General features: G+C 61.7%; 23 protein-coding genes and 2 pseudogenes. 15 read left to right on the top strand and 10 right to left on the bottom strand.

The genetic code is table 11. The annotated features are described in order from the left end of the window. Nucleotides 1-52 precede the first annotated feature (52 nt). From O9K64_RS10490 to O9K64_RS10480, 3 genes are all read left to right on the top strand, one after another. Nucleotides 53-1774, top strand: coding sequence for a nickel-dependent hydrogenase large subunit (locus O9K64_RS10490; RefSeq protein WP_275098013.1), 1722 nt, complete (start codon nt 53-55; stop codon nt 1772-1774). A gap of 1223 nt (nt 1775-2997) precedes the next feature. Beyond that, the gene (locus O9K64_RS10485; protein WP_275098012.1) at nt 2998-4128 is read left to right on the top strand and encodes a YncE family protein; all 1131 of its coding nucleotides are present in this window, start codon (nt 2998-3000) and stop codon (nt 4126-4128) included. Continuing rightward, nucleotides 4125-4418 carry a hypothetical protein gene (locus tag O9K64_RS10480; protein WP_275098011.1) on the top strand — a complete coding sequence of 98 codons (294 nt, stop codon included), beginning with the start codon at nt 4125-4127 and terminating at the stop codon, nt 4416-4418. The genes O9K64_RS10485 and O9K64_RS10480 overlap by 4 nt, the downstream gene beginning before the upstream one ends. 561 nt (nt 4419-4979) lie before the next feature. On the opposite strand, the gene O9K64_RS10475 is transcribed toward O9K64_RS10480, so the two are convergent. Further along, nucleotides 4980-5531 carry a DsbE family thiol:disulfide interchange protein gene (locus tag O9K64_RS10475; RefSeq protein WP_275098010.1) on the bottom strand — a complete coding sequence of 184 codons (552 nt, stop codon included), beginning with the start codon at nt 5529-5531 and terminating at the stop codon, nt 4980-4982. Nucleotides 5532-5615: 84 nt separating this feature from the next. Then, nucleotides 5616-5954 carry a hypothetical protein gene (locus O9K64_RS10470; RefSeq protein WP_275098009.1) on the bottom strand — a complete coding sequence of 113 codons (339 nt, stop codon included), beginning with the start codon at nt 5952-5954 and terminating at the stop codon, nt 5616-5618. A 41-nt stretch (nt 5955-5995) separates the two neighbouring features. On the opposite strand from O9K64_RS10470, the gene O9K64_RS10465 reads away from it, so the two are divergent. From O9K64_RS10465 to O9K64_RS10455, 3 genes are all read left to right on the top strand, one after another. Next, the gene (locus tag O9K64_RS10465) at nt 5996-6568 is read left to right on the top strand and encodes an EAL domain-containing protein (RefSeq protein WP_275098008.1); all 573 of its coding nucleotides are present in this window, start codon (nt 5996-5998) and stop codon (nt 6566-6568) included. Between the two features lie 99 nt (nt 6569-6667). After that, the gene (locus O9K64_RS10460) at nt 6668-6979 is read left to right on the top strand and encodes a DUF1840 domain-containing protein (RefSeq protein WP_275098007.1); all 312 of its coding nucleotides are present in this window, start codon (nt 6668-6670) and stop codon (nt 6977-6979) included. Beyond that, nucleotides 6961-7122 (top strand): hypothetical protein, encoded by a 162-nt coding sequence (locus O9K64_RS10455; RefSeq protein ID WP_275098006.1) that lies wholly within the window; start codon nt 6961-6963, stop codon nt 7120-7122. The genes O9K64_RS10460 and O9K64_RS10455 overlap by 19 nt, the downstream gene beginning before the upstream one ends. A gap of 106 nt (nt 7123-7228) precedes the next feature. Here O9K64_RS10455 and O9K64_RS10450 read toward each other — a convergent pair whose 3' ends face one another. Then, a complete protein-coding gene (locus O9K64_RS10450; protein WP_275098005.1) occupies nt 7229-7948 on the bottom strand; it encodes a Crp/Fnr family transcriptional regulator in 720 nt (239 codons plus the stop codon). A gap of 340 nt (nt 7949-8288) precedes the next feature. Between O9K64_RS10450 and O9K64_RS10445 the strand changes: the two genes are divergently transcribed. The 4 genes from O9K64_RS10445 to O9K64_RS10425 all read left to right on the top strand — a co-directional run bounded on the left by O9K64_RS10445 (nt 8289) and on the right by O9K64_RS10425 (nt 10661). Next, on the top strand, nt 8289-8516 hold the full coding sequence (locus O9K64_RS10445) for a glycine zipper 2TM domain-containing protein (RefSeq protein WP_275098004.1): 228 nt from the start codon (nt 8289-8291) through the stop codon (nt 8514-8516). 139 nt (nt 8517-8655) lie between these two features. Beyond that, nucleotides 8656-8847 (top strand): hypothetical protein, encoded by a 192-nt coding sequence (locus O9K64_RS10440; RefSeq protein WP_260291612.1) that lies wholly within the window; start codon nt 8656-8658, stop codon nt 8845-8847. Nucleotides 8848-9395: 548 nt separating this feature from the next. After that, entirely contained in the window at nt 9396-9554 is a 159-nt protein-coding gene (locus O9K64_RS10430; RefSeq protein ID WP_275098003.1) for a DUF3309 family protein, read from the top strand. A gap of 441 nt (nt 9555-9995) precedes the next feature. Continuing rightward, nucleotides 9996-10661, top strand: a complete 666-nt coding sequence (locus O9K64_RS10425) for a Crp/Fnr family transcriptional regulator (RefSeq protein ID WP_335342272.1) — start codon at nt 9996-9998, stop codon at nt 10659-10661. 51 nt (nt 10662-10712) lie between these two features. Here O9K64_RS10425 and O9K64_RS10420 read toward each other — a convergent pair whose 3' ends face one another. The 4 genes and pseudogenes from O9K64_RS10420 to O9K64_RS10405 all read right to left on the bottom strand — a co-directional run bounded on the left by O9K64_RS10420 (nt 10713) and on the right by O9K64_RS10405 (nt 15941). Beyond that, on the bottom strand, nt 10713-13433 hold the full coding sequence (locus O9K64_RS10420; protein WP_275098001.1) for an EAL domain-containing protein: 2721 nt from the start codon (nt 13431-13433) through the stop codon (nt 10713-10715). A 179-nt stretch (nt 13434-13612) separates the two neighbouring features. Beyond that, nucleotides 13613-14149: pseudogene (locus tag O9K64_RS10415) on the bottom strand (IS21 family transposase); the annotation flags it as partial. Nucleotides 14150-14406: 257 nt separating this feature from the next. Continuing rightward, on the bottom strand, nt 14407-15660 hold the full coding sequence (locus O9K64_RS10410; RefSeq protein WP_275098000.1) for a type II toxin-antitoxin system HipA family toxin: 1254 nt from the start codon (nt 15658-15660) through the stop codon (nt 14407-14409). Continuing rightward, nucleotides 15657-15941 carry a helix-turn-helix domain-containing protein gene (locus tag O9K64_RS10405; RefSeq protein WP_275097999.1) on the bottom strand — a complete coding sequence of 95 codons (285 nt, stop codon included), beginning with the start codon at nt 15939-15941 and terminating at the stop codon, nt 15657-15659. The genes O9K64_RS10410 and O9K64_RS10405 overlap by 4 nt, the downstream gene beginning before the upstream one ends. A 326-nt stretch (nt 15942-16267) precedes the next feature. On the opposite strand from O9K64_RS10405, the gene O9K64_RS10400 reads away from it, so the two are divergent. From O9K64_RS10400 to O9K64_RS10385, 4 genes and pseudogenes are all read left to right on the top strand, one after another. Then, nucleotides 16268-16522, top strand: a complete 255-nt coding sequence (locus tag O9K64_RS10400) for an AbrB/MazE/SpoVT family DNA-binding domain-containing protein (protein WP_275097998.1) — start codon at nt 16268-16270, stop codon at nt 16520-16522. Beyond that, entirely contained in the window at nt 16522-16848 is a 327-nt protein-coding gene (locus O9K64_RS10395) for a type II toxin-antitoxin system PemK/MazF family toxin (protein WP_275097997.1), read from the top strand. The genes O9K64_RS10400 and O9K64_RS10395 overlap by 1 nt, the downstream gene beginning before the upstream one ends. Nucleotides 16849-16937: 89 nt before the next feature. Next, nucleotides 16938-17129: pseudogene (locus O9K64_RS10390) on the top strand (hypothetical protein); the annotation flags it as partial. 71 nt (nt 17130-17200) lie between these two features. Further along, nucleotides 17201-17854 carry a class I SAM-dependent methyltransferase gene (locus O9K64_RS10385; protein ID WP_275097996.1) on the top strand — a complete coding sequence of 218 codons (654 nt, stop codon included), beginning with the start codon at nt 17201-17203 and terminating at the stop codon, nt 17852-17854. Here the strand turns inward: O9K64_RS10385 and O9K64_RS10380 are convergent. The 3 genes from O9K64_RS10380 to O9K64_RS10370 are packed head-to-tail and all read right to left on the bottom strand — an operon-like array spanning nt 17811 to nt 22122. Continuing rightward, nucleotides 17811-19898: a HelD family protein gene (locus O9K64_RS10380; protein ID WP_275097995.1), complete on the bottom strand. Its 2088-nt coding sequence runs from the start codon at nt 19896-19898 to the stop codon at nt 17811-17813. The genes O9K64_RS10385 and O9K64_RS10380 overlap by 44 nt on opposite strands. Before the next feature lie 35 nt (nt 19899-19933). Further along, nucleotides 19934-21556 (bottom strand): chaperonin GroEL, encoded by a 1623-nt coding sequence (gene groL, locus O9K64_RS10375; RefSeq protein WP_275097994.1) that lies wholly within the window; start codon nt 21554-21556, stop codon nt 19934-19936. Beyond that, nucleotides 21553-22122, bottom strand: a complete 570-nt coding sequence (locus O9K64_RS10370) for a macro domain-containing protein (RefSeq protein WP_275097993.1) — start codon at nt 22120-22122, stop codon at nt 21553-21555. The genes groL and O9K64_RS10370 overlap by 4 nt, the downstream gene beginning before the upstream one ends. Here O9K64_RS10370 and O9K64_RS10365 point away from each other — a divergent pair. After that, on the top strand, nt 22121-22429 hold the full coding sequence (locus O9K64_RS10365) for a hypothetical protein (RefSeq protein WP_275097992.1): 309 nt from the start codon (nt 22121-22123) through the stop codon (nt 22427-22429). The two genes, O9K64_RS10370 and O9K64_RS10365, sit on opposite strands and share 2 nt — an antisense overlap. The last annotated feature ends 256 nt before the right edge of the window (nt 22430-22685 follow it).

Here is a 22685-nt window from a genome sequence, read left to right as displayed (position 1 = left end):
GGCGCGAATCGCCGTCCGGCATGAAGCGGGGCGGTTATGGGAGAACAGAGCTATGAGCGAACGCATTGTCGTTGATCCGATCACACGTATTGAGGGCCACCTGCGCATCGAGGCGCAGATGGATGGCGACAAGATCGGGCAGGCCTACTCATCCGGCACCATGGTGCGCGGTATCGAAACCATCCTGAAGGGACGTGACCCGCGCGATGCCTGGGCCTACGTGCAGCGCATCTGCGGTGTCTGCACCCTGGTGCACGGCATGGCCTCCATCCGTGCCGTCGAGGATGCCCTGAATTATGAGATCCCCAAGAATGCCCAGCTGATCCGCAACCTGATGATCGGGGCCCAGTATATCCACGACCATGTGATGCACTTCTATCACCTGCATGCCCTGGACTGGGTGGATGTGGTCTCGGCCCTGAGCGCCGATCCCAAGGCGACCTCCGAACTGGCCCAGTCTCTCAGCAGCTGGTCCAAGTCCTCACCCGGTTATTTCGCGGACATGAAGAAGAAGCTGAAGGGCTTTGTCGATGGCGGTCAGCTGGGCATTTTCTCCAAGGCCTACTGGGGCCACCCGGCCTACAAACTGCCGCCCGAGGCCAACCTGATGGCGGTGGCGCACTACCTGGAAGCCCTCACCTGGCAGCGCGACGTGGCCAAACTGCACGCCATTTTCGGCGGCAAGAATCCGCACCCCAACTTCCTGGTCGGCGGGGTGGCGTCGCCCATCGACCTCAACTCCGACTCCGCCATCAATGCCAAGAAGCTCTCCCAGGTGCAGGACATCATCAACCAGATGCGCCAGTTCGTGGACCAGGTCTATCTGCCCGACACCCTGGCCGTCGCCTCGTTCTACAAGGACTGGTTCAAGCGCGGCGAGGGACTGGGGAACTTCATGTGCTATGGCGACCTGCCGGCCACCAGCATGAACGATCCGTCCGGTTTTCTGTTCCCGGCCGGCGTCATACTCAATCGCGACCTGAGTACCGTGCATGAGGTCGACGTGCACGATGCCTCGCAGATTCAGGAGTATGTCAAACACTCCTGGTACGACTATGAAGGGGGCAAGGAGAAGGGGCTGCACCCCTACGACGGCGAGACCACCCTCAACTACACCGGCCCCACACCGCCCTACAAGCAGCTGGACGTGGAGCAGGCCTACTCCTGGCTCAAATCGCCGCGCTGGAAGAACCACGCCATGGAGGTGGGGCCGCTGGCGCGGGTGCTGCTGCTCTACGCCAAGGGACATGAGCCGACCAAAGAGTTGGCCGGCTTCGCGCTGAAAAAGCTCGACCTGCCGATCGAGGCACTCTTCTCCACCCTGGGGCGCACGGCGGCCCGTACCCTGGAATCGAAGATTCTGGCCGATGGCATGCAGGGTTGGTATGACGATCTGATTGCCAATATCAAGGCCGGGGACAGCAAGACCTTCAACGACAAGTTGTGGGACCCCTCCACCTGGCCCAGCGAGTGCCAGGGGGCGGGTTACATGGAGGCCCCGCGCGGTGCGTTGGGTCACTGGATCGTGATCAAGGATACCAGGATCAAGAACTATCAGGCGGTGGTGCCCTCCACCTGGAATGCCGGCCCGCGGGACACCGCAGGCAAGGCGGGCGCCTATGAAGCGGCGTTGCAGGACAACCACCAGCTGCATGATCCCAAACAGCCGCTGGAGATCCTGCGCACCATCCACAGCTTCGATCCCTGTATCGCCTGCGCGGTGCACCTGTCGGATGAAGCGGGTGATGAGATGGTGCGGGTCGAGGTCACCTGACCTCACTGCGCTAGGCTGATCCCTCTCCCGCAACGGGAGAGGGTGGCTTGTGGTGGCTTGGCTGCCGCTCTACGTCGGGTCCTCAGGACGATCGTTGAAGCGGACCTCATCCGGGTAACTCAAGTTTCTGAGTTCAAATTCAGCAATAAATGCCGATTAACCTGTTGATTGCAAAAACACGTTGGCCTCACGCATGGTAATTATGTTCAAACTCAAGTGTCTGAGTTCGCAGTACTTGTAGGGTGGATAAGCGTCAGCGCATCCACCGCCATCCGATTCATGGTGGATGCGCAAGCTTATCCACCCTACGAATTCAGCGATTCGGGCTTTGTGAAATGAACTCCGAAACTTGAGCGGGTAAATTGACGCGCGTCAGGTGATTGGCCGGGGTGTGTGAACTCTGGTGTTCGCTGGTGGTCAACCTTCTGAGCTTAGGGCTCGCGCAAGAATAATTCCGTAGTACCGAGGGCGTTCCTGGACCCCGCCGGCAAGGCACGCTTTGCAGGCAATGGCTGATCCCTTGCCAAAAAGCGTAACGCCGTCGGCGGGGTCCAGGGACGACTGAATACAGGAACTTATTTTTGTGCGAGCCCTTAGTAAAGGGCCGGCCATGGGAAAGTACCTCCCTACCGGCATTGTCGTGTAACGCTAGCGGATTACCCATGCGGTCACCCAACCACGCTACAGCAGAAATACCCCGGCGATGGCACGGCGTAATGGCCGTGCTGCTGGCTTTTCTCTGGTTATGGTCGAGTACCCTGGCAGCCGCCTGGTGCACCAATACAGACAGCCACCGGGTGGCGCCGGCGACCGGGCAGCGCGCGCTTCACGCCGAGGATCTACCCGACCATCGCACGCTGCGCTGCCAGGATGGATTGACCCGCCCGTTACCGACACTCTCCCGACTTACGCCCATGGCTGATGAGAATGGCGCTGCACCGGATCCGTATGCACGCGCTTGGTCTGATTCTGATCTGCCGCAAGAGACCGTGGAAGCCCGGTTCCCCATGACTCGGCCGGGCGCTGATTTCACCCGTCCTCCGCTCTATCTCCTCTATCGGAAACTGCTGCTTCCCTTCCCGGTCTAGCAGCCGGTTGATCGTCCTCGGGCGGTCCGGCTCCGCCCTTCAGCAACTGAATGTGAACCGCGAACGGCACGCCTGCTGACGTTCGCCGCCGATAAGCGGGGTTGGCCCGCTCCCTGAGAATTGAAGGAAAGCACTATGATCCGTTGTATTCTGCATCGCAGCTGCGTGACGGCTGCCGCTACGCTCACCTTGGCCCTGGCTCCGCTGGGTCTCTCCGCCGCTCCCAACGTCGCCGTACCGACCGGTGAAGCGCATCGGGTACTCATTATCGACAGCGCCATCGATCGGATCGTCGGCGAGATCGACGGCATAAACAACAGCCATGGACTGGCGGCCGCGCCCGACGGCAACCGGCTCTATGCCGGCAGTCTGGAGATGCGTGCCGCGGCGCAGGTGCCGCCCAAGCCCGCCGGGATTTCCGAGGATGAACACCGCGCCCATCACGCGCCCGCGGCCGAAGCGGGAGCCCAGATGGCAGGCAGCGTCGACCTGCGCGGTACCGCCTATCAGATCGACTCCAGCGACCGGCGTATCCTGCGACAAATCGATCTCCCGGGACCGGTGCACCACGCGTTGATCACAAGGGATGGCCGCTACGGCGTCTCCACCCACCCGGGCGGCGGCAACATCAGCGTGGTCGATCTTGACAGCGGTGAACTGGCCGGTGTTGTGGCGACTGGTCCGGTGGCCAATTACGTCATCTCCAATGGCGATGGCAGCCGGCTCTGGGTGAGCAATACCGGTAACGGCACGGTCAGCGAAATCGATACCAGCCGCTGGATCGTGCGGCGCAATCTGCTGGTCGACCAGGCGCCGGAGCATATGGTGCTGTCGCCGGACGAGTCGAGCCTGTATGTGGTGGCCAACGGTGCAGGCCAGGTGGTCGAACTGGATATCGACAGCGGGGAGGTGGTGCGTCGCCATCCGGTGGGCCAGGATCCGCACGGTCTCGATATATCCGATGACGGCAGCCAGCTCTATGTGTCGGTAATGGGGGCAAACAGGCTGGCGGCGATTCAGCTGGCGACGGGTGTCATCCGCACCCTGCCGCTCGGGCCCGCCCCCTACCATCTGGTCACGGTGAAGGATACGGGAAAGATCTATGTCTCCAGCCGCAGGGACCCCAAGCTGTGGGTGGTGAGTCAGCGTGATCTGCAACTTGTCGGCGAGATTCCCATCACCGGCATCGGTCATCAGATGGCCCTGTTGAATAGCGCCCCGGAAGCCGCCGTGTCACCAGCCGCCGGGCAGGGCGGCAAGCCATGATTAATAATGCAGGGCGTCCGCTCCGACGTGATCTTTATCTGCTGCTGCGGCACGGGTTGTCGCAACGACGGGTTCAACTGGTGTTGGGCGCGGTGTTGCTGGGACTGGGAGCCTGGTTCAACTGGGCGTGGCTGGTGGCGGCCGGGGCAGCCCCGCTGATCCTCGCCCTGGCGCCCTGTGCGGTGATGTGCCTGATGGGGATGTGCCTGCACAAGGGGCACGGCCAGTCGGGCTGCCAGGGCGCCGGCGGCGCCGACAAACCCGGTCCATCATCCGGCCAGGATAACTGACCCGAACGCAGCCCGGGGGGTGATCCCCGGGCTAAGGGTTCGCGCAAGAATAAGTTCCGGTATTCGGTCGCCACTGGACCCCGTCGGCGGCGTTACGCTTGTTGGCAAGGGAGCGGCCATTGCCTGCAAAGCGTGCCTTGCCGACATGGCCCAGTGACGCCCTCGGTACTGCGGAATTATTCTTGCGCGAGCCCTAAGCAACCTGTAACCGTTATTTCTTTGGCTATGTACCAGTTAGGTGTTGCCCGAGGGTGGTGCTTTTGCAGGAGCGACTTTGGCTACAATCTTCACGGTGGAGCCGCTCCTGGGATGTGTACCACGGCGTAACAATCCCTCGACCTGTAGGAGCGGCTTTGCCGCGAAAAGCCTTCGCGCCAGAGGCGCTCCTACAAAATCACGGCATTGTTCGTGGCGGAGCCGCTCCTACGGGTGATTCACCAAAATACATCAACACCAACAAGTAACTTGGACAGAGCCATTTCCTTCCAGGCCCTGATCCGCGGACGGTTTCCTGTCCAACCCGCTCCCCGGCCGGCATTATCGGGCCGGGGGCGGGAGGAATCATTGCATCGCCGGGGCGCCTGTCTCCTGACGCAGTCGGGCGAGCAGGGGTCTGATGGTCTGGTCAAGAATCTCGCGGCTGATGGGGCCGATCTGCTTATAGCGGATCGTCCCCCACTTATCGATAATAAATGTCTCCGGCACCCCGTAGACACCCCAGTCCATGCCGCTGAGTCCCGGAAAGTCGTAAGCGATCTCCACGTAGGGATCGCCCAGTTCGGCCAGCCACGCCAGTGCGTCTTCACGCCGGTCCTTGTAATTGAAGCCATACAGCGGGTACTCGCCTTCCCGGGCAAACTCCATCCACAGCGGGTGTTCATAGCGGCAGGCGGTGCACCAGCTGGCGAAGACGTTGTAGAGTGCAACCTTGCCGTTGAACATCTCTTGGGTGAAGCGTTTTTCGGGATCGCGCAGGGTCGGCAGATCAAACGCGGGCACCGGCTTGTCGATCAGGGCCGAGGGGACCTCGCGTGGGTTCATAAACAGGCCGCGACCGAGCAATGCGGCCATCAGCAGGAACAAGCCGAGGGGAATCAGATAGCGATACTTCACAATGGATCTCCAGTATGACAATGGATCGACGAGGGCGGCGCCATCGTCGACGGACCCGGTAACCGGGGTGGCAGTGAGGGGAGATCAGCCGGTGATGGGTGGGCGCAGGGGCGGTACGGTGACGCGTTGAATCAGGTGGTGGTCCAGGCGCTGGAAATCAGCACCCCCGGATGGCATCGGCAGACTATCCCATCCCTGGGCGGGGGGAGCGGAGAGGCAAAGCACGCAGGCGGCCGTGGCGGACCCGACGAGCCCGGGACAGCAGTCCGTATCCCCGGACGCGGCTGTCGCCTGTATGCCTGGATTCACCGGGGAGAGCATGCCACTCCAGGTGGTGGGGCCGTGCAGCATGGCGACCGCCAGCACCAGCAGCAGCGCCAGATGACGGCAGCGGCGGCGGGTGCAATAGTCGGTACATGCCATGGGGCGGTTCTCTCCGGACCGGGGGACGCAGTGCGGCAGATATGCCTGCCGCCCCTGGTGAGACCGGCCGATCCCGTAATGGTTCACCCACCGGTCTCCCACCGGCCAGTCGGTGGTCGCTACCGCAACTGATCACCGAGGTGCTGGCCGACGCCGGTCTGACGCCGGACGCCCTGGAGCTGGAGATTACCGAGAGCCTGGTGATGGAGATATCAAAGCCGGTGGCCGAGGCGCTCGCGCGTCTGAAACAGCGGGGGCTGGGGCTCGTCATCGATGACTTCGGCACCGGCTATTCATCGCTGAGCAGCCTCAAGCAACTGCCCATCAACAAACTGAAGATCGATCGTTCCTTTGTCCGGGATCTTGAAGTGGACGAGAATGACAAGGCGATAGTCAAGGCGATCATCGGCATGGGCCGCAGCCTGGGATTGACCGTGGTGGCGGAGGGGGTGGAGAAACGGACCCAGGCGCAGCTGCTGCAGCGGGAGGGTTGCCATATCTTCCATGGCTACTACTACAGCCGGCCCTTGCCGGAGCCGGCGTTTCTCGATTTTCTCACTCACTATGCAGGTGAATGCGCCGGCGGCTGGTCATCCCCGAGTGACGTTCGCTGATACAGCGACTATCCTTTGGGTTGCCTGCCTTGCCAGGAAGGGTAAACCGGCGGACGCGAGGCGGCTGCCTATAACGCGAGCATCAAGGAGGTCCTAATCATGCTAGTCACCTTTTCCTCTCCAGCCTACGCGGATATAACGATGTTCGGTGACGTGGCACTCTGCCTGCTCAAACTGATGGGGCACAGCGGTACGGTGCCCGGCGCTCTGCTTGCAGAGGATGTCCCGGCGGCACTGGCACGTCTGCAGGTGGCGATCGCGGCAGAAAAGAGGTCGCCTGAAGCGGAGACGGCGGATGCAGAGGACGACGAACCAGCCGTCACTCTCCCGCACCGCGCCTTGCCTTTAATCGAATTGCTCAAGGCGGCGGCAAAGGCGGAATGTGACGTGATGTGGGACAGTCCCAACTAAAATCCTGCAGCCTGCGGCACACCCGCATCGCGCAGCAACGGCAGCGCGACCCCGGCGTGAACCTTTCCGGTGCCGCGCTGGTACTCGAACTGCTCGATCGCGTCGCGGAGTTCGACGCCCGCTTGCGCGACTTGCCACGCTAACCCATTATTCCCGGTGTGGCTGGCATTGTCGGCCGTGTAACAGCCGCGGGAAGCAGTCTCCAGGAATGCCCGGGGTTCATGGTGACCCGGCACGCGAGCAACCGGGTCAGCAGATGCCGACCTCCGGGAGCAGACGGTCGAATTCCTTCTTCACCACCGCATAGCACTCACAGGCCCGCGCCTCCAGCCCCGCGCGGTCGAGCACCGTGATGTGGCCACGTTGATACCTGATCAGGCCGGCCTTCTGCAGTTTGCCCGCTGCTTCCGTGACACCCTCGCGGCGTACGCCGAGCATATTCGCGATCAATTCCTGGGTCATGGCCAATTCGTTGGAGGGCAGGCGGTCGATGCTCAGCAGTAACCAGCGGCAGAGTTGCTGGTCGAGTGTATGATGCCGGTTACACACCGCGGTCTGTGCCATCTGGGTCAACAAGGCCTGGGTGTAACGTAGTAACAGATGCTGCAGCTCGCCGGAGCGATTGAATTCCTGCTTGAGCAGTTGTCCCTTTAGACGATAGGCATGGCCGGCGCTCTGCACGACGGCCCGGTTGGGCATGGTTTCGCCGCCCATGAACAGGGCGACCCCGATGATCCCCTCATTGCCGACCACGGCGATTTCGGCCGATGCGCCATCGAGCATGACGTAGAGCAGGGAGACGATGGCCGTAGTGGGAAAATAGACATGACGCAACTCGTGGCCAGACTCGTAGAGCACCATGCCGAGCGGCATCGGGACCAGTTCAAGATACGGGATCAGAGGCGCGTACTCCTCCTCCGGGAGGGAGGTGAGCAGGTGGTTCTGACAGGGGCCGTGTGGGTCATGCATGGGCGAACTCCGAGCTTCTGGCTGCGATCAAGCTTCCTCACGGACGTGGCGGAATCGGGTGCTGCCGGTAATAAGACCAGTATATACCCTCTATTTCGTGTGTGTGCGCGACAGCGCAGAGACGCCAGTCGGGAGGTCGGTGTATGTGGCACGGCCGGGGTGCACCCACGTTCCGGGTATGTACGCCAGCAGACAGACGACGAGGTGCTCCCACTGTAGGCTGGGACTGTCGGAGCCAGCATGCGAGGTGTGTTCGCTGTAGCGGAGTGCGATGCTTGCAAGCCGCACTTGATCCGTTACGACGCCGCGCAACTGCAATGCTTCAGGAAAAGGTAATCCAATGAAAACTATACAGAAATACGCGCTCAGTGCAGTTGCCGCAGCAATGCTGCTCGGTTTGGGAGGTTGTTCCGGTATGTCGACACAGGACAAAAACACCGCTATCGGCGCCGGTGTCGGCGCCGTGGGCGGGGCCGTTCTTACCGGCGGCAGCACGGTCGGAACCGTCGGCGGTGCCGCCGTTGGTGGCATCATCGGTCACGAGGTCAACAAGGACGATGACAAATGATGAATGATGATCGATCTGCGATGCGCCCGCCCTGACCGGCTGGTGCGTTGCAGTCGCGCAGCGTTCTGATCCCATAGTGAAAATGACCGGCATAGTTGCTCTCATTGCAATTCAAGTCGTTCAACAAGAGGTATGAATCATGAAACCAGTCCAGATCGTCAGCGCAGCCCTGGTGGTAAGTGCGTTGCTTGTAGCGCTCCCCGGTTGCGAGAAACAGGGCCCGGCGGAGCAAGCCGGCGAGAGTATCGACAATGCGGCGGAGCGGGCTGGAGATCAGATCGAAAAAGCCGGTGAGGCCATCAAGGATACGGCGCAGGGCGATAATAAGTAATATTTGACGCTCAATACCGGAGCACGGTAGGTAATGCAAATACTGAGCGGCACATGGCAGCAACCCTTCATGCGGGCCGCCGGGACAAAACGCGCAGTTGTAGTAAGCGGTGTGGTTGTGCTGGCGGTTACAGCCGTCGCGTCACGGTCGGCCAGGCTTGGCAGACGCAGGTTGCAGGGTTGACGGGGAGCTGCCTCCGTCACCTTGTTGGTTTATGGATTGATTCGGGAGATTTTTGTGCCCTCGATGCCGACATCTGCCATCAATCCTTGCCGGCTGAAAATACACGCATAGGCATCATCTTTTTATGTGCGGCATCGTACAGACGAGGGCCTTCGTCTGAGTGACATTAGCTATAAGGAAATGGACGATGACATCCGCAGTCAAGGCCGGTCGCCATCTAGTCTGGTCAGGCAACGCCACCTCGAAAAAGCAAACGGGTAAAACTGTCGGAACAAGGGCGCCGGTTTGCCGGGGTAAGCTGGCTTGGTGTGTTGCCAGGGCATTTCCTGACACTGGTTCGCTTCACCTTACCTGGGAGATGTGAAATGTCATTAGGAACAATTCTGTTGATCGTGCTGATTCTGTTGCTCATTGGCGTGATTCCAACCTGGCCGCACAGTCGTGGGTGGGGTTATGCGCCCAGCGGTATCTTTGGGCTGGTGCTGGCAATCGTGGTTATTCTGTTGCTGCTGGGCAAGCTATAGCGCGTTTGATTCGGTTCCATTCGCTCAAGGTTTGGAACCACCTTAAAACTCGGGTCGATTCAATCTGGCTAGTTTCGATCGCTGATCATTGGCGTAATCTGCGTTCTGGCATTGCGGGTCGTTATCTGCATTGTCTGAGTCATATGCATCTTGCCCGTCGGAATCGCGGCATCCCGCGCCTCGACGGACAATGAGTAGCACCGACTTCAGCGCAATGTTCAGTGCCCCCGCGTACACAGGTGGCGCCCGGCGGGTGACTTATGTGCGCTGGCGTCCGGACAGCGCACGATTTCAGCCCATAGTATGGAGTACCCATCCTCGGGCGGCCATCGTCCCTGGTCCGTATTGGCTATAGGTATTGCACCGCCAAGTCGACAAATCAGGATAGTTTGTATGCCCAACAACAGCCCCGTCCCTGCCGTCAACCGTCTGCTTGCGGCCTTGCCGCGCAAACACCGCGAGCGTTTTCTGGAAGGCTGCGCTCCGGTCGAGCTGGCGTTTGCCGACGTCCTGGCCGAACCCGGCGAGCGCATATGTCACGTCTACTTCCCCACCGAAAGTTTCATTTCCCTGGTAGCGCCGATCGACAGTCGCGCCAGCCTGGAAGTAGGGCTAGGGCTGGTCGGCGATGAAGGCATGCTGGGGATCTCCCTGCTGCTCGGGGTGGATGTGTCGCCGCTGCGCTCCGTCGTACTGGGCGCCGGCCAGGCGCTGCGCATGGACACCGTGCCGTTTAGGCGCGAGCTCGACCAGACCCCCGCTCTGCAACGGGAATTGAAGCGTTACCTCTACGTGGTGCTGGGCCAACTCGCGCAGACCGCTGCCTGCACCCACTTTCATGTGGTGGAGGCGCGCCTCGCCCGCTGGCTGCTGATGACGCAGGATCGCGCGCACTCCGACACGTTTCATATCACCCATGAATTCCTGGCCTACATGCTGGGGGTGCGGCGCGTCGGTGTCACCAAGGCCGCCACTTCGCTACAGAATCGCGAGCTGATCCGCTATAGCCGCGGCGATATCAGAATTCTCGACCGCCGCGGCCTGGAGGCCGCTTCCTGCGGGTGTTACGCAGCCGACAAAGCCAGCTACGCCCGGACGCTGGGCTAGGAGCCTGAAGATTCCGGCCGCGGTAGAATTGCGCTTAGAAATGCGGCTCGCTCACCAGCGTTGTCCGCTCTCAAGCAGCTGTGCGAAGGCCGCGGCGGGCACGGCGTGACTGAAGTGAAAGCCCTGTCCCTCTTCGCACGCTTGATCGCGCAGGAATGCAAGCTGCTCGGGTGTCTCCACCCCCTCGGCAATGACCCGTTGCTTGAGGTTTTTGCCCAGGCCGATCACCGCGCTCACAATGGTTGCGCCATCCGAGTTGTTGACGATGTCGCGCACGAAGGACTGATCGATTTTCAGGGTGTCGATCGGAAAGCGTTTCAGATAGCTGAGGCTCGAATAACCCGTACCGAAGTCATCGATGGCCAGGCGCACGCCTATGGCCTTGAGCGCGTTAAGCACAGTAGCCGAGGACTCGGCGTTGTGCATGAGGACAGTTTCGGTCAGTTCCAGCTCCAGCAGGCCCGGCTCCAGGCCGGTCTCCCGTAGGATCTGCGCGACGCCCTCGATGAACCCTTCGTGCCTGAACTCCATTGCGGAAACATTGACGGTCACGGGCACGACGTGCAGACCGGCAACCTGCCAGGCCCGCACCTGCCTGCAGGCTTCGCGCAGCGCCCAGCGGCCGATCGTCACGATGAGTCCGTATTCTTCGGCAATCGCCACGAAATTTCCAGGGTATACGAGTCCGAGCTCCGGATCCTGCCAGCGGATGAGCGCCTCGGCGCCGGTCATTGCGCCTGACGCGAGGTTGATCTGCGGCTGGTAGTACAGCAGGAACTCGTGCTCCTTCAGGGCGCGGTGCAGGCGGCCCTGCACGGCCAGACGCTGAGTCACCTGGATGTTTATGTCGGTGCTAAAAAACTGGTAGGTGTTGCGGCCGCCCGCTTTGGCGTGAAACATCGCGGTATCCGCGTTCTTTATCAACGCCTCCACGTTGTTGCCGTCGCCCGGATACACGCTGATGCCGATGCTCATGGTGACACTGAGCTCTTGTCCATCGATGACATGCGGCGCGGCAAATGCGGCGATCAGGGTATCCGCAACCAGGTCGGCACCCCGCGGATGCTCGATCTCGTCCAGCAGGATCACGAATTCGTCCCCGCCCTGGCGGCATACCATGTCCGTGCTGCGCACACTGGCCAGCAGGCGTTCCGCAACCGACTGCAACAGCCGGTCGCCGACCGGGTGCCCCAGCGAGTCGTTGATGCGTTTGAAATCATCCAGATCCAGAAACAGCAACGCGACCTGTTTGCCGTGCCTTCGGGCCAGCCCGATGGCCTGGGCGAGCCGTTCCGTCAACTGCGCGCGATTGGGCAGGCCGGTGAGAATGTCGTGCGTGGCCAGATGGGCCATCTTCGACGCCATGGCTCGCGACTGGCTGACGTCATGGAAGACAATCACCGCGCCGCTGACCTTACCGTCGCGGTCGTGGATGGGCGCGGCGGAGTCCTCGATGGCGGACTCGGACCCGTCGCGGCGGATCAGCACGCTATCCGCGGCGAGGCCCACGGTCCTGTCCTCGTCGAGGGCGCGCTGCGCCGGATTCACGGCGGTCTGGCGGGTCTTGCCGTCGATGATCCTGAATACCTCGGCAAAGGGTCGCCCCAGTGCCTCCTCGCTGGACCAGCCGGTCATGGTCTCCGCCACCTGGTTCAAATAGGTGACGTTGCCGAGGAGATCGGTGCACAGCACGGCGTCACCGATGGAGTTGAGCGTCACCTGGGCGCGCTCCTTCTCCACGAATAAGGCCTCTTCCACCTTCCGCAACCCGAACTCCGTCGCCTTGCGCGCGGTGACATCCTCGACCGTCTGCACATGACCGTGCGGCGCCGCGCCGTCGCCCATGGCGGCGCTGTTGACGCGCGTCCACACCACGCTCCCATCCTGCCGCTGAAAGCGGAACTCTGCCCGCAACGGCGCATTGCTGAGTGCCGCCGCGCGCCAATCGTCGATCACGCGCTGCCGGTCCTCCGGGTGAATCGCCATGCTCCAACGCGTGCCCAGCGTCTGTTCGAAACTCAGCCCGCTGATGCTTTGGTAGGCCGCGTTGGTATAAACGCAACTCCCCTGGGCGTCGGAGACGAAGATACCCAGCGGGGAAGCATCACTTATCGCGCGGAAGCGCGCCTCACTGCTCAGCAGTGCTTCCCGGGTGGCCTTGTAGTTAAACACGTAACGCAGGGTACGCGACAACCAGTGGCTGTCTACATGGCCTTTGAGGAAATAGTCGTGCGCGCCACGCTGCACGGCCTGGCGCGCCAGCTCTTCATCGCCTGCCGGAGTCAGGATAAAAACCAGGGCGTTTGGCGCGGCCTCGGTCACCTGGTCGAACACCTCGAGACCCTGGCCATCGGGAAGTGCAAGGTCAAGCATGACCACCTCGATACCCCCCCTGGCCAGGCGTTGCAGCGCGTCGGCGAGCCGCGTCACCCTTTCGACATGGAACGCGCTACCTTGGGCGCCGGCAAGTCCCGCCTGGATCAGCCCGGAAACACCGGGCTCCTGTTCCACGAAAAGCACGGTAGTCGCGGCCGGGACCGTGGCAGCCGGGGAGTTGCCGGACCCAATCTCACCGGCGGCGACGCTGCGGGCACTCTGCCTGGTCTTGCTGCTGCCAATGCGGCCGACCTGCCGGCCGATGCGGTCGCTGGTGGTGCCGTCAACGCGCCTGGCAAAAAGCGCGTCGAGGTGCGTGTCGCTGAGATTGTTCAATAGCCGTTCCACCTTGCGCTTGAACGGCTTCCAATGGCGTTCAATCACATCCCAATCCATACCGAAATCCTTTTGAGGCTCATATGCAAGCTTAGTTGCAGGGTCAGGCCGGGTCTGTTCGATGCCGCACATAGGAGTGCTGCGGCCGACCAGGCCGCCGGGCCTGGTCGCGGCTGCATCCGGGGTGACGCCGTCGCCGCCCTGGAGGCGCGCCATCCGCGCTCCATTTTTCGGTTATCATAGTTGGAGGCACCGAGTACCGCGACAAAGACCTGGGCGGTACGGAACTCCCCCGTGTCGGCGCAGATGATGGGCACCGTCTGGCCGCAGTAGTCGACGAAGCACTTCTCGCCGGCCCGATGGCTCTGGCGCATGGAGCGTTTCTGCAGCCCCCGCCAGTGATTGTAGCGGTCGCAGAACTGGGAGTAACTGTAGCAGCGGTTGGGGTACTGCCGGGTGTACTCCTCCCACAGCAACTGCTTGGTCATCCCCTTGCGCTTGAGCTCCTGGTGGATGCTCGCCCAGTCGGGGGCCTGATAGCGGGAGGAGACGCGGGTGTCGGCTTCGGGATAGAACAGCCGGGCCAGCTGGCTGTCGTCGAGCTCGGCCGGCAACGGCCAGTCAAGCTCCAGCGCCTTGGCCTGAGTCAGCAGCTTTTGGATGGCCCCGACACTGACCTTGGTGCTGGCATTGATAGCACGGATCGACAACCCGGCCGATAGCCGTAAGCGCAGAATATCTCGGATTTTTCGCATTGCAGTCCTCTTCGCAGGCATGGCCTCTCCCCCAAAAGCGAGATAGGGTACCAAAAAGGTTGAAAAACAATGCGTTGGAAAATATTCCGGTTGAACGTGAACGATGATTCCGGGATCGTGAACACCGATTCCGGAAAAACCGAAAAAGTGTTCAGCTTGCGCCGGAATGGGTGTTCACGTTCAATCAGAACAGGTGTTCACGTTGAACCGGAATGGGTGTTCAGGTTGGGCCGGAATATGCAATCTGTCGGTTGCCGTGTCCCTCAAACACCGCAGCCCTACCGTTTCTCGCTACGCCGGCACTGTGTGGTGACGACCCGTTCAATGCGCTGCAACGCTGGGTAGGCGCCGTAACGAGATTCAAATACCTCCCGTACCGTCCCGAGCTTTTCCAGCAAACCCGCCGCAGTCTCACGCACCAGATTGTCCAGGAATTGCGGCCGCACGTCGCACGCCTGGGCAAGCGCCTTCCAGTGGGCGGGTATGATCACACTGGGATTGTGCTCACCACCCACATTGAAGGCGAGATGGTAGCCGATGCGCGCGATGGCGCGGGTACACACCAGATCATAGAACGGTGCCAGACGCGTCGTGTCATCAGGCAGATGCAGTAGAGAGAGATTTTTGGCGTGGCCGTCCGAGTTGCCCGCCAGCACGTTGAAAATCTGCCAGCGTAGCAGGTGTTGCGTGTCGATGGCCGGCTCGCTGGAAACTTCTTGCAGCAGACGGAAACACTGGGCGAAGGATGGCCCGCCGTGTTCCTGGTATTTCTTCTCGTGCCCGTAGCCCAGGGCCTGACAAAAATCCTCCTGATGCAGTCGCTGCACCTCGCCGTGTTCATCCCATATGCGGTCATAGCGGGTGATCTGCGCATAGCGGGTCTGTCCGATTGACCGCAGGGTGATGTTCACGACCGGCAAACCGATGGCCGCAGCCAGTTGGGTGGTGAAGGTCTCATAGGCGGGCAGATTGCGGTAGTCGGCCAGCTCGAACTTGAGGATGTGGCTGGAGGGCGCTTCGCCCTGGGGCAGGGAGTAGCGATCGCCGCGCAGGAACACCGGGCACTTGTCCTGGGCGCCGGCGAGCGACAGCCGCGGGCGCTCGTCTGCCGGCCAGGACGCATAGCTCTGCCCCCGCCGCGCTGCCAGGTCAGCCAGCTCCTTGTCCGTGAGTGCATGGTAGTGCCGCTGTCCCGATGGTTGCCGGTCAACGGGCAGGATTGAAAGCGCGCCGGCGCACTCACCACCGATGGCGCGCAGCAGGTCGAAATCGGTATTTGGCAATTTGAGGTCGCGAACGATGTGCTCGCGCACTCCACCCTCGGGCAACAGATTGGCAAACCAGCGCTGGGCGCTGCCTTCCTCAGGAGCAAATTCCCGCGTTGCCAGCGGCAGGGAACGGGAGACCGCGAAGCCGCCGCCCGAGATCCAGTCGGGATCGTAGTGAAAACCCACGGCTCCGACCGGGTTACGCTGGAGGACACCAACCAGGTGTTGCTCGTACCAAACATTCAACACATCTGGATCGCTCATAAGATGCCCCCGCCGACCTTGCCGGAACGGCCCCGTGCACCCGCCTGGCCGCGCGGTTGGATAATCACCTCCAGACCCAGCGTGCGCAGCGCCTTCAGGACCTTGCCGATCTCGGCTGTCTCCTTGCCGCGCTCGAATTCCGACAGAAAACGTGTGCTCAAATTACCGAGGCCGGAGACGGTTTCCAGCGTCAGGTGCCGCTGCTTGCGATGGGTGCGCACCAGGCGGCCGAGTTCCTCGGCGGTCTGGACCGTTCCATAAGTGATGTCATCCTGCGCCATGGCTGTACTCTCAATAAAGATACCGTACGGTAAAAAATAGCATCTGGATCAGCTGGCGGCAATAAAAAGTTACCGTACGTGATAAATCAAGATGCGCAGTGCGCCAATACACGCAATATATCACGTACGATAAAAAACAGGGGGGCTACACAGGACGCGCGATAGGGAGGTGGTTACACTGTAACCACCCGGCCTGTTCAGTACCCTTCGTGACCGCTCTACCGACCGATGTATGGAATACGGGCTGTCCATACTCGATGTTTTACTATTGTAAAACAAATCATATGTTATATAATCGTAAAACATTAGTTAGCTGGAGAATCATCATGACATCGGTTGTCGTACGTCAATCAGGGGGCGCGAATATTGTAAGCATCCCCAAGGCCATCGTGAAAACCTTAGGGCTTCATGTGGGTTCGAAACTTGACCTGACCATCGAGGACAACAAGATCACCTTGACCCCCATCCAGGAGGAACTCACCTTGGAAGCCCTGTTGGCCGAGAGCCCGAAAGAGTGCTTCCGCATTACGGATGAAGACAGGGAGTGGATCGACGCTGCGCCCGTCGGTAAGGAAGTTTGATGTATATCCCTGAGAAAGGGGACATCGTTTGGCTCGACTTTGATCCCAGTGCCGGCAAGGAAATCATGAAACGCCGACCGGCATTCGTCATTTCCCGGAAGCTGTTCAATCAACATACCGGGTTTGCCATTGTGGCGCCCATCACCAGTACCATCAGAGGCATGAAGCTCGAGGTGGTTCTCAAGGGTCTGTCAACCCAGGGCGCTGTTCTGATCCATCAAATGAAGTCACTGGACTTTGAGAGCAGGGATGTGACGTTGATAGAAAAAGCGCCTCCTGCCATCGTCAACCAGGTAACTGAGTTGGCCATTACCATCATTCGATAAATCGTAAGTAGCCGCCAACGAGTGGTTACACTGTAACCACCCCGCATCCTCACCATATTTTATTCCCGCACCACCGAGTCATCCACCACTACGTGGAGGGCGTGGTGCTCTCGGACAACCTGGAAGCCCTGTTCCACAATGTGCCGCCACCACTGTCACTCGCCCTTGCGATGACCGAGAAGCATGAGAAGGTGGAACGGGCGGCCATTATGCGCGAGTGTGGGTGCAGCGAGCTGGAGGCGGTGTATATCGTTGCTGAGCGGATTGCTGAACGCCGGTGAGGTGCAGAAAACGGTAGGCCATGAGGGGAATGATATAATGTTACGCCGTAACCATGGAGAAATAATTGCCCATGCCCTGTCCATTATGCCGCCACGGACACACGGTCTTCTATCACCAGGACGAGCGCCGGCCCTACCGGCAATGCGGCCGTTGCCGGCTGGTGTTCGTGCCGCCCGCCTATCGCTTGTCACCGACGGTGGAGAAGGCGCATTACGACCTGCACGACAACGACCCGGGCGACCCGGGATACCGCCGATTTCTGTCGCGGCTGTTCGAACCCATGCGAGAAAGGGTGGCGCCGCCGGCACGGGGGCTGGACTTCGGCAGCGGGCCGGGGCCGACCCTGTCGTTGATGTTCGCCGAGGCGGGTTATGACATGGCCATCTACGATCCATTCTACGCCCCGGATGGCCGCGTGCTGCAGCGGACCTACGATTTTATCACCGCCAGCGAGGTGGCCGAGCATCTGTACGCACCGGGCGAGGTGTTGACGCGGCTATGGAATCTGCTCCGGCCCGGCGGCTGGTTGGGATTGATGACCAAGCTGGTCAGCGATCAGGGCGCCTTCGCAAACTGGCATTATAAACTCGACCCGACCCATGTCTGTTTTTTTTCCCTCGAGACTTTCGCCTGGTGGGCCGGCCGAAATGGATGCGAGGCCGACTTTATCGGCACGGATGTCATTCTGCTGCGCAAGCCGCCGCATCCGCCCTCTGCGGTATGAAACTTGCCGGTGCGCCAACGCAGGTCAGGGTCAACCGGTGCATGGCGCGGGTACAGGCCACGTACAGCAGGTTGCGATCCATCTCGGTGTGGTAATTGCTCGCGCTCACGCCAGCGACGATGACACGATCAAACTCCAGTCCCTTGGCCAGGTGTGCCGTGCAGACGATCAACCCATTGGAAAAGCCGGCGCTGTCGGCAGCGAGAAGGCGCGCCTCGACGCCGGTGTCCACCAGTGACTTGTGCAGCCGGTTCGCCTGCTTCTGCGTCTTGGCGATGATCGCCAAGCTGTGGTGGTCGGATGCTCGGAATGCCTCGATCTCGTCACGAATACGCTCGATCATCTGCGCGGGGCGTTTGCAACTCACCACCCGTGGTGCCTCACCGTACCGCTTCATGGCCTCCAGCTCCGGGTTTGGCGAGATCGCCAGCGCGAACTGCATGATCTCCCATGTTGAGCGGAAACTCTTGGTGAGCTTGACGCCGGTGGCGGATTTCAGACTCCGGCCGATCTGTTCCGCGGTGGAGCTGCTGTAGGGATTGACCGACTGGGTCGCATCGCCGAGTACCGTCTTGCGGCAGGAGAACAGCCGGCCCAGAACGGCGTATTGCACGGGCGTATAATCCTGCATCTCGTCGATCAGCAGGTGCTTCACCGCTGAACGGGGATTTCGGACACCCTCCAGGCGCATCTTGAGGTGGATCAGTGGAAACACATCCGCGTATTCGAGCTTGCCGCCGGCGGGCTTGAACAGCTCCGGCTGTCCCATCCATTCGTACAGGCCCTGGTAGGCTTGGCGCAAGGTCATCTTGCGCACCATGCCGCGGATGGTCTCGCGTAGCGATTGCCGCTCGTCGGTGCGCAGATCGTAGTTGTAGTGAATGCCGATCTGGCTCTCGGTTGCATTGACCATGCGGGCGATGCGTTCGGTGAGCCCCACGCCGCGATGCTTTTGCCAGGTCTCGGCGAAGAACCAGTCGGGCACGATTTTGCGGCCGGTGCGCCATTCGGCGGCCTGGAAAGAGCTCTTCTCGATTTCTTCGGCATAGCGATCGATCTGGCGCAGGAAATCCGGTGTTGCCTTGGCGGCGATGCGCGCCTTGAGCGCCTCATCGTTCTTCTCCAAAAGCTGCGTGGTCTGCTCAAAGAAGGTCTGAAAGCGATACTGGGAATCAAGCAGCTCATCGGCCAGGTCTTCCATCCCGATCTCGGCCACCTGTTCCTCGCCCAACTCCGGCAGCACGTTGCCGATGTAGGCGGCGAACACGCGATTGGGCGAGATGATCAGGATGTCGTCGGAGCTGAGCGTGTCCTTGAAGCGGTAAAGCAGGTAGGCGATGCGGTGCAACGCGATTGATGTCTTACCGGAACCCGCCACCCCCTGGATGATCAGGGTATGCGCGTCGTCGTTGCGGATGATGGCGTTCTGGTCCCGTTGGATGGTGGCGACGATGTTCTTCATGCCCTCGTCATTGCTGGCGCGGCTGAGTTCTTCCTGCAGCACATCATCGACGATGTGGACGCCCGATTCGAGCACGAACTCCAGCTCGCCGTTACGAATGCGGAACTGGCGCTTGAGCGTCAGTTGGCCCTCGACCTCGCCCGCCGGGGCCTGGTAGCGCGCCGGGCCGGTCTCGTAGTCGTAGAACATGGACGCAATCGGCGCGCGCCAATCGTAGACCAAGGTTTCGCGGGCGACCTCGTCACGGAAATGGTGCACGCCAATGTAGACCGATTCACTATTCGCTTCGCCGCTTTTGTGGAAATCGAAGCGGCCGAAATAGGGCGAGCGCATCAGCTTGTGCAACTTCTGCTGCTGGGCCTTGAGCACCCCGGCGGAATCCAGGGTCTGCTCGATGGTTTGGCGCACCGCGATCTTCTCGATGTGATCCATGTCACGCCGGGCCTCCCACAGGTACTCCTTGCGGGTCTGGATTTCCCGCGCGTAGTCGTTGAGCCGTGTGTCGATCTGGTCAAGCGCGTTGCGGATGCTCGTCTGACACGCTCCCAGACGGGCCCTTTCTTTGGTTTCAGCGGTAGTCATGCGGGATTCGTTTTCTCCAGTCTCAGAGGGCGACGCTACATCATCCCCATCTCATTCATCTCCGGCGCCGTCGTTGTCTCCACGGGCGCCTCGGCCACCATGGCCTCGGTGGTGATCATCAGGCCGGCGGCGGAGGCGGCATTTTGCAGGGCGGTGCGGGTTACCTTGGTCGGGTCCAGGATGCCCAGGGCGATCATGTCGCCGTACTCGCCGGTGGCGGCGTTGTAGCCGAAATCGCCCTGGCCTTCGCGCACCTTGTTCAACACCACCGAGGACTCCATGCCGGCGTTGGCCACGATCTGGCGCAGCGGTTCCTCCATGGCGCGCTGCGCGATCCCGATGCCGATGTCCTGGTCGTGGTTGCCGCCCTTCAGATCCCGCGTGGCCTCCAGGGCGCGGACCAGGGCCACGCCGCCGCCCGGCACGATGCCTTCCTCGACCGCCGCGCGGGTGGCGTGCAGGGCGTCCTCGACGCGCGCCTTCTTCTCCTTCATCTCCACCTCGGTGACGGCGCCCACCTTGATGACGGCCACGCCGCCGGAGAGTTTGGCCACACGCTCCTGCAGCTTCTCCTTGTCGTAGTCGGAGCCGGCCTCCGCGATCCGGGCGCGGAGCTCATCGATCCTCACCGTAATGGCATCCGCCTGCCCGGCGCCGTCGATCAGGGTGGTGTCATCCTTCGTGATCCGAACCTTGCGCGCAGAGCCCAGCTCGTCCCGGGTGGCCTTTTCCAGCGACAGGCCCACCTCCCCGGAGATGACCGTGCCGCCGGTCAGTACGGCGATATCCGCAAGCCAGGCCTTGCGGCGGTCGCCGAAATCGGGGGCCTTGACCGCGCACACCTTGACGATGCCCCGCATGTTGTTGACCACCAGGGTGGCCAGGGCCTCACCCTCGACGTCCTCGGCGACGATCAGCAGCGGTTTTCCGGATTTGGCCGTTTCCTCCAGCACCGGCAACAGGTCGCGAATATTGGCGATCTTCTTGTCGTGCAGCAGGATCAGCGCCTCATCCAGCTCGGTGGTCATGGCCTGCTGGTCGGTGACGAAATAGGGGGACAGATAGCCACGGTTGAACTGCATGCCCTCGACCACGCCCAGCGCGTCTTCCAGGCCGGAGCCTTCCTCGACGGTGATCACGCCCGCCTTGCCGACCCGCTCCATGGCCTCGGCGATGATCCGGCCGATGGTCGTGTCGCCGTTGGCGGAGATGGTGCCCACCTGGGCGATGGCCTGGCTGTCGGTGCAGGGTCGGGAGAGCGTCTTCAGCGCGTCCACCGCGGCGGCCACGGCCTGGTCGATACCGCGCTTGAGGTCCATGGGGTTGGCGCCGATGGCCACCATCTTGCGGCCCTCGCGCAGGATCGCATGGGCCAGCACGGTGGCGGTGGTCGTGCCGTCCCCGGCAGCGTCGGCCGTGGCGACCGCGATATTCTTCAGTACCTGCGCGCCCATGTTCTCGAAGCGGTCCTCGAACTCGATCTCCCTGGCCACCGAGACGCCATCCTTGGTGACGGTGGGCGCGCCGAAGGCGCGCTCCAGCACCACGTTACGCCCGCGCGGACCGAGGGTGACCTTCACCGCGTCGGCCAGCCTGGTGACCCCGGCCAGCAGGCGTTCGCGCGCCCGTTCACTGAATTCGACCTGTTTTGCCGTCATGTCTTGTCTCCTTCTGATGGGTTGGCCGGACCCGCGCCCAGCCCGTCCAGCACCCTTTCGTGCAACCGGCGGCTGGGCTCGTCATGCAATACGAAACGTATGTGCCGCACATGGGAGAGCCGGGGCAACGCCTTCCGGAGCGCGGCAAAGGCGATATGCGCCGCCGCCTCCATCGGGTAGCCGAACGCCCCGGTGGAAATGGAGGAAAAGGCGAGGGATGCGATCTCCTTGGCCTCCGCCAGGTCCAGGGCGTTGCGGTAACAGGCCGCCAGCAGCGCGTCCGCCGGCTCGTCCCGCCCAAAGACCGGTCCCAGGCAGTGGATCACGTAGCGGTTCGGCAGGTCGTGGGCGCCGGTGATGACAGCCTCGCCCGGGCGGATGGGTGCCAGTGGGCGGCATTCCGCCTCCAGCCCAGGGCCCGCGGCCCGGTGCAGGGCGCCCGCTACGCCGCCGCCGATGCGCAGCTCAGCGTTGGCCGCGTTGACGACGGCGTCCATGTTCGGTTGGTTGGCGATGTCGCCCCGGACGCATTCCAGGGTCACGCCGTGCAGGGTTCGTTGCGTCATGACGATTTACCTCCCGGGCGCGAACCCGGTCCGCCGCGGCTGCGACGCGCGCGTCTTCCCGGGTCGCCGCCCGTTCGAGTTTTTCGAGTTCGGCCAGCACCGCCTCTGCGCTCAGGTCCAGCAGCCGTTCACCATCCAGGCCGAGGACGTCTATGCGGTCCCTGAGCCCGGGTTCCAGGCTTGTTTCCAGCTGGGCCGCCGCTGTATCGCCGGACCCAACCCAGCGCGCGTGCACATAGGCCTGGATCAGCGCGCCAAGCCGCTTTGCTTCCTGTGCCGGCATCTGTTTAATTTTGGAACACACTAATCTTCACTTGTCGTTTAGTCGTCGACCTGTTTGCCGGTTGGTCGCACCCGGCATTCCGGCCAGGGGCATCCAGGCACACATAAGGGCGGCAGGCGCGGCCTTTGAAATAACGAGGATCGGGATCCGCATCGGTGGCAAACTGGGTGTCGACCAGTGCATCCGCGGCGGCTCACTGCATCCCGAGCCGAAAACCGGCTTGTTCGGCAACGCACTGTGCGCTCTGGAATGACCGGCCCGAACCCGAATCGCGGGTGAG

The sequence above is a fragment of the Sedimenticola hydrogenitrophicus genome (assembly GCF_029017505.1).
GTDB lineage: Bacteria > Pseudomonadota > Gammaproteobacteria > Chromatiales > Chromatiaceae > Sedimenticola > Sedimenticola hydrogenitrophicus_A.
This window is presented reverse-complemented; position numbering and strand designations above follow the sequence as displayed.

Coding starts and splice junctions, on each gene's coding strand:
- O9K64_RS10490 (WP_275098013.1), top strand. CDS start 53: ATGAGCGAACGCATTGTCGTTGATCCGATCACACGTATTGAGGGCCAC.
- O9K64_RS10485 (WP_275098012.1), top strand. CDS start 2,998: ATGATCCGTTGTATTCTGCATCGCAGCTGCGTGACGGCTGCCGCTACG.
- O9K64_RS10480 (WP_275098011.1), top strand. CDS start 4,125: ATGATTAATAATGCAGGGCGTCCGCTCCGACGTGATCTTTATCTGCTG.
- O9K64_RS10470 (WP_275098009.1), bottom strand. CDS start 5,954: ATGGCATGTACCGACTATTGCACCCGCCGCCGCTGCCGTCATCTGGCG.
- O9K64_RS10465 (WP_275098008.1), top strand. CDS start 5,996: ATGCCTGCCGCCCCTGGTGAGACCGGCCGATCCCGTAATGGTTCACCC.
- O9K64_RS10460 (WP_275098007.1), top strand. CDS start 6,668: ATGCTAGTCACCTTTTCCTCTCCAGCCTACGCGGATATAACGATGTTC.
- O9K64_RS10450 (WP_275098005.1), bottom strand. CDS start 7,948: ATGCATGACCCACACGGCCCCTGTCAGAACCACCTGCTCACCTCCCTC.
- O9K64_RS10445 (WP_275098004.1), top strand. CDS start 8,289: ATGAAAACTATACAGAAATACGCGCTCAGTGCAGTTGCCGCAGCAATG.
- O9K64_RS10440 (WP_260291612.1), top strand. CDS start 8,656: ATGAAACCAGTCCAGATCGTCAGCGCAGCCCTGGTGGTAAGTGCGTTG.
- O9K64_RS10430 (WP_275098003.1), top strand. CDS start 9,396: ATGTCATTAGGAACAATTCTGTTGATCGTGCTGATTCTGTTGCTCATT.
- O9K64_RS10420 (WP_275098001.1), bottom strand. CDS start 13,433: ATGGATTGGGATGTGATTGAACGCCATTGGAAGCCGTTCAAGCGCAAG.
- O9K64_RS10410 (WP_275098000.1), bottom strand. CDS start 15,660: ATGAGCGATCCAGATGTGTTGAATGTTTGGTACGAGCAACACCTGGTT.
- O9K64_RS10405 (WP_275097999.1), bottom strand. CDS start 15,941: ATGGCGCAGGATGACATCACTTATGGAACGGTCCAGACCGCCGAGGAA.
- O9K64_RS10400 (WP_275097998.1), top strand. CDS start 16,268: ATGACATCGGTTGTCGTACGTCAATCAGGGGGCGCGAATATTGTAAGC.
- O9K64_RS10395 (WP_275097997.1), top strand. CDS start 16,522: ATGTATATCCCTGAGAAAGGGGACATCGTTTGGCTCGACTTTGATCCC.
- O9K64_RS10385 (WP_275097996.1), top strand. CDS start 17,201: ATGCCCTGTCCATTATGCCGCCACGGACACACGGTCTTCTATCACCAG.
- O9K64_RS10380 (WP_275097995.1), bottom strand. CDS start 19,898: ATGACTACCGCTGAAACCAAAGAAAGGGCCCGTCTGGGAGCGTGTCAG.
- groL (WP_275097994.1), bottom strand. CDS start 21,556: ATGACGGCAAAACAGGTCGAATTCAGTGAACGGGCGCGCGAACGCCTG.
- O9K64_RS10365 (WP_275097992.1), top strand. CDS start 22,121: ATGACGATTTACCTCCCGGGCGCGAACCCGGTCCGCCGCGGCTGCGAC.
- O9K64_RS10370 (WP_275097993.1), bottom strand. CDS start 22,122: ATGACGCAACGAACCCTGCACGGCGTGACCCTGGAATGCGTCCGGGGC.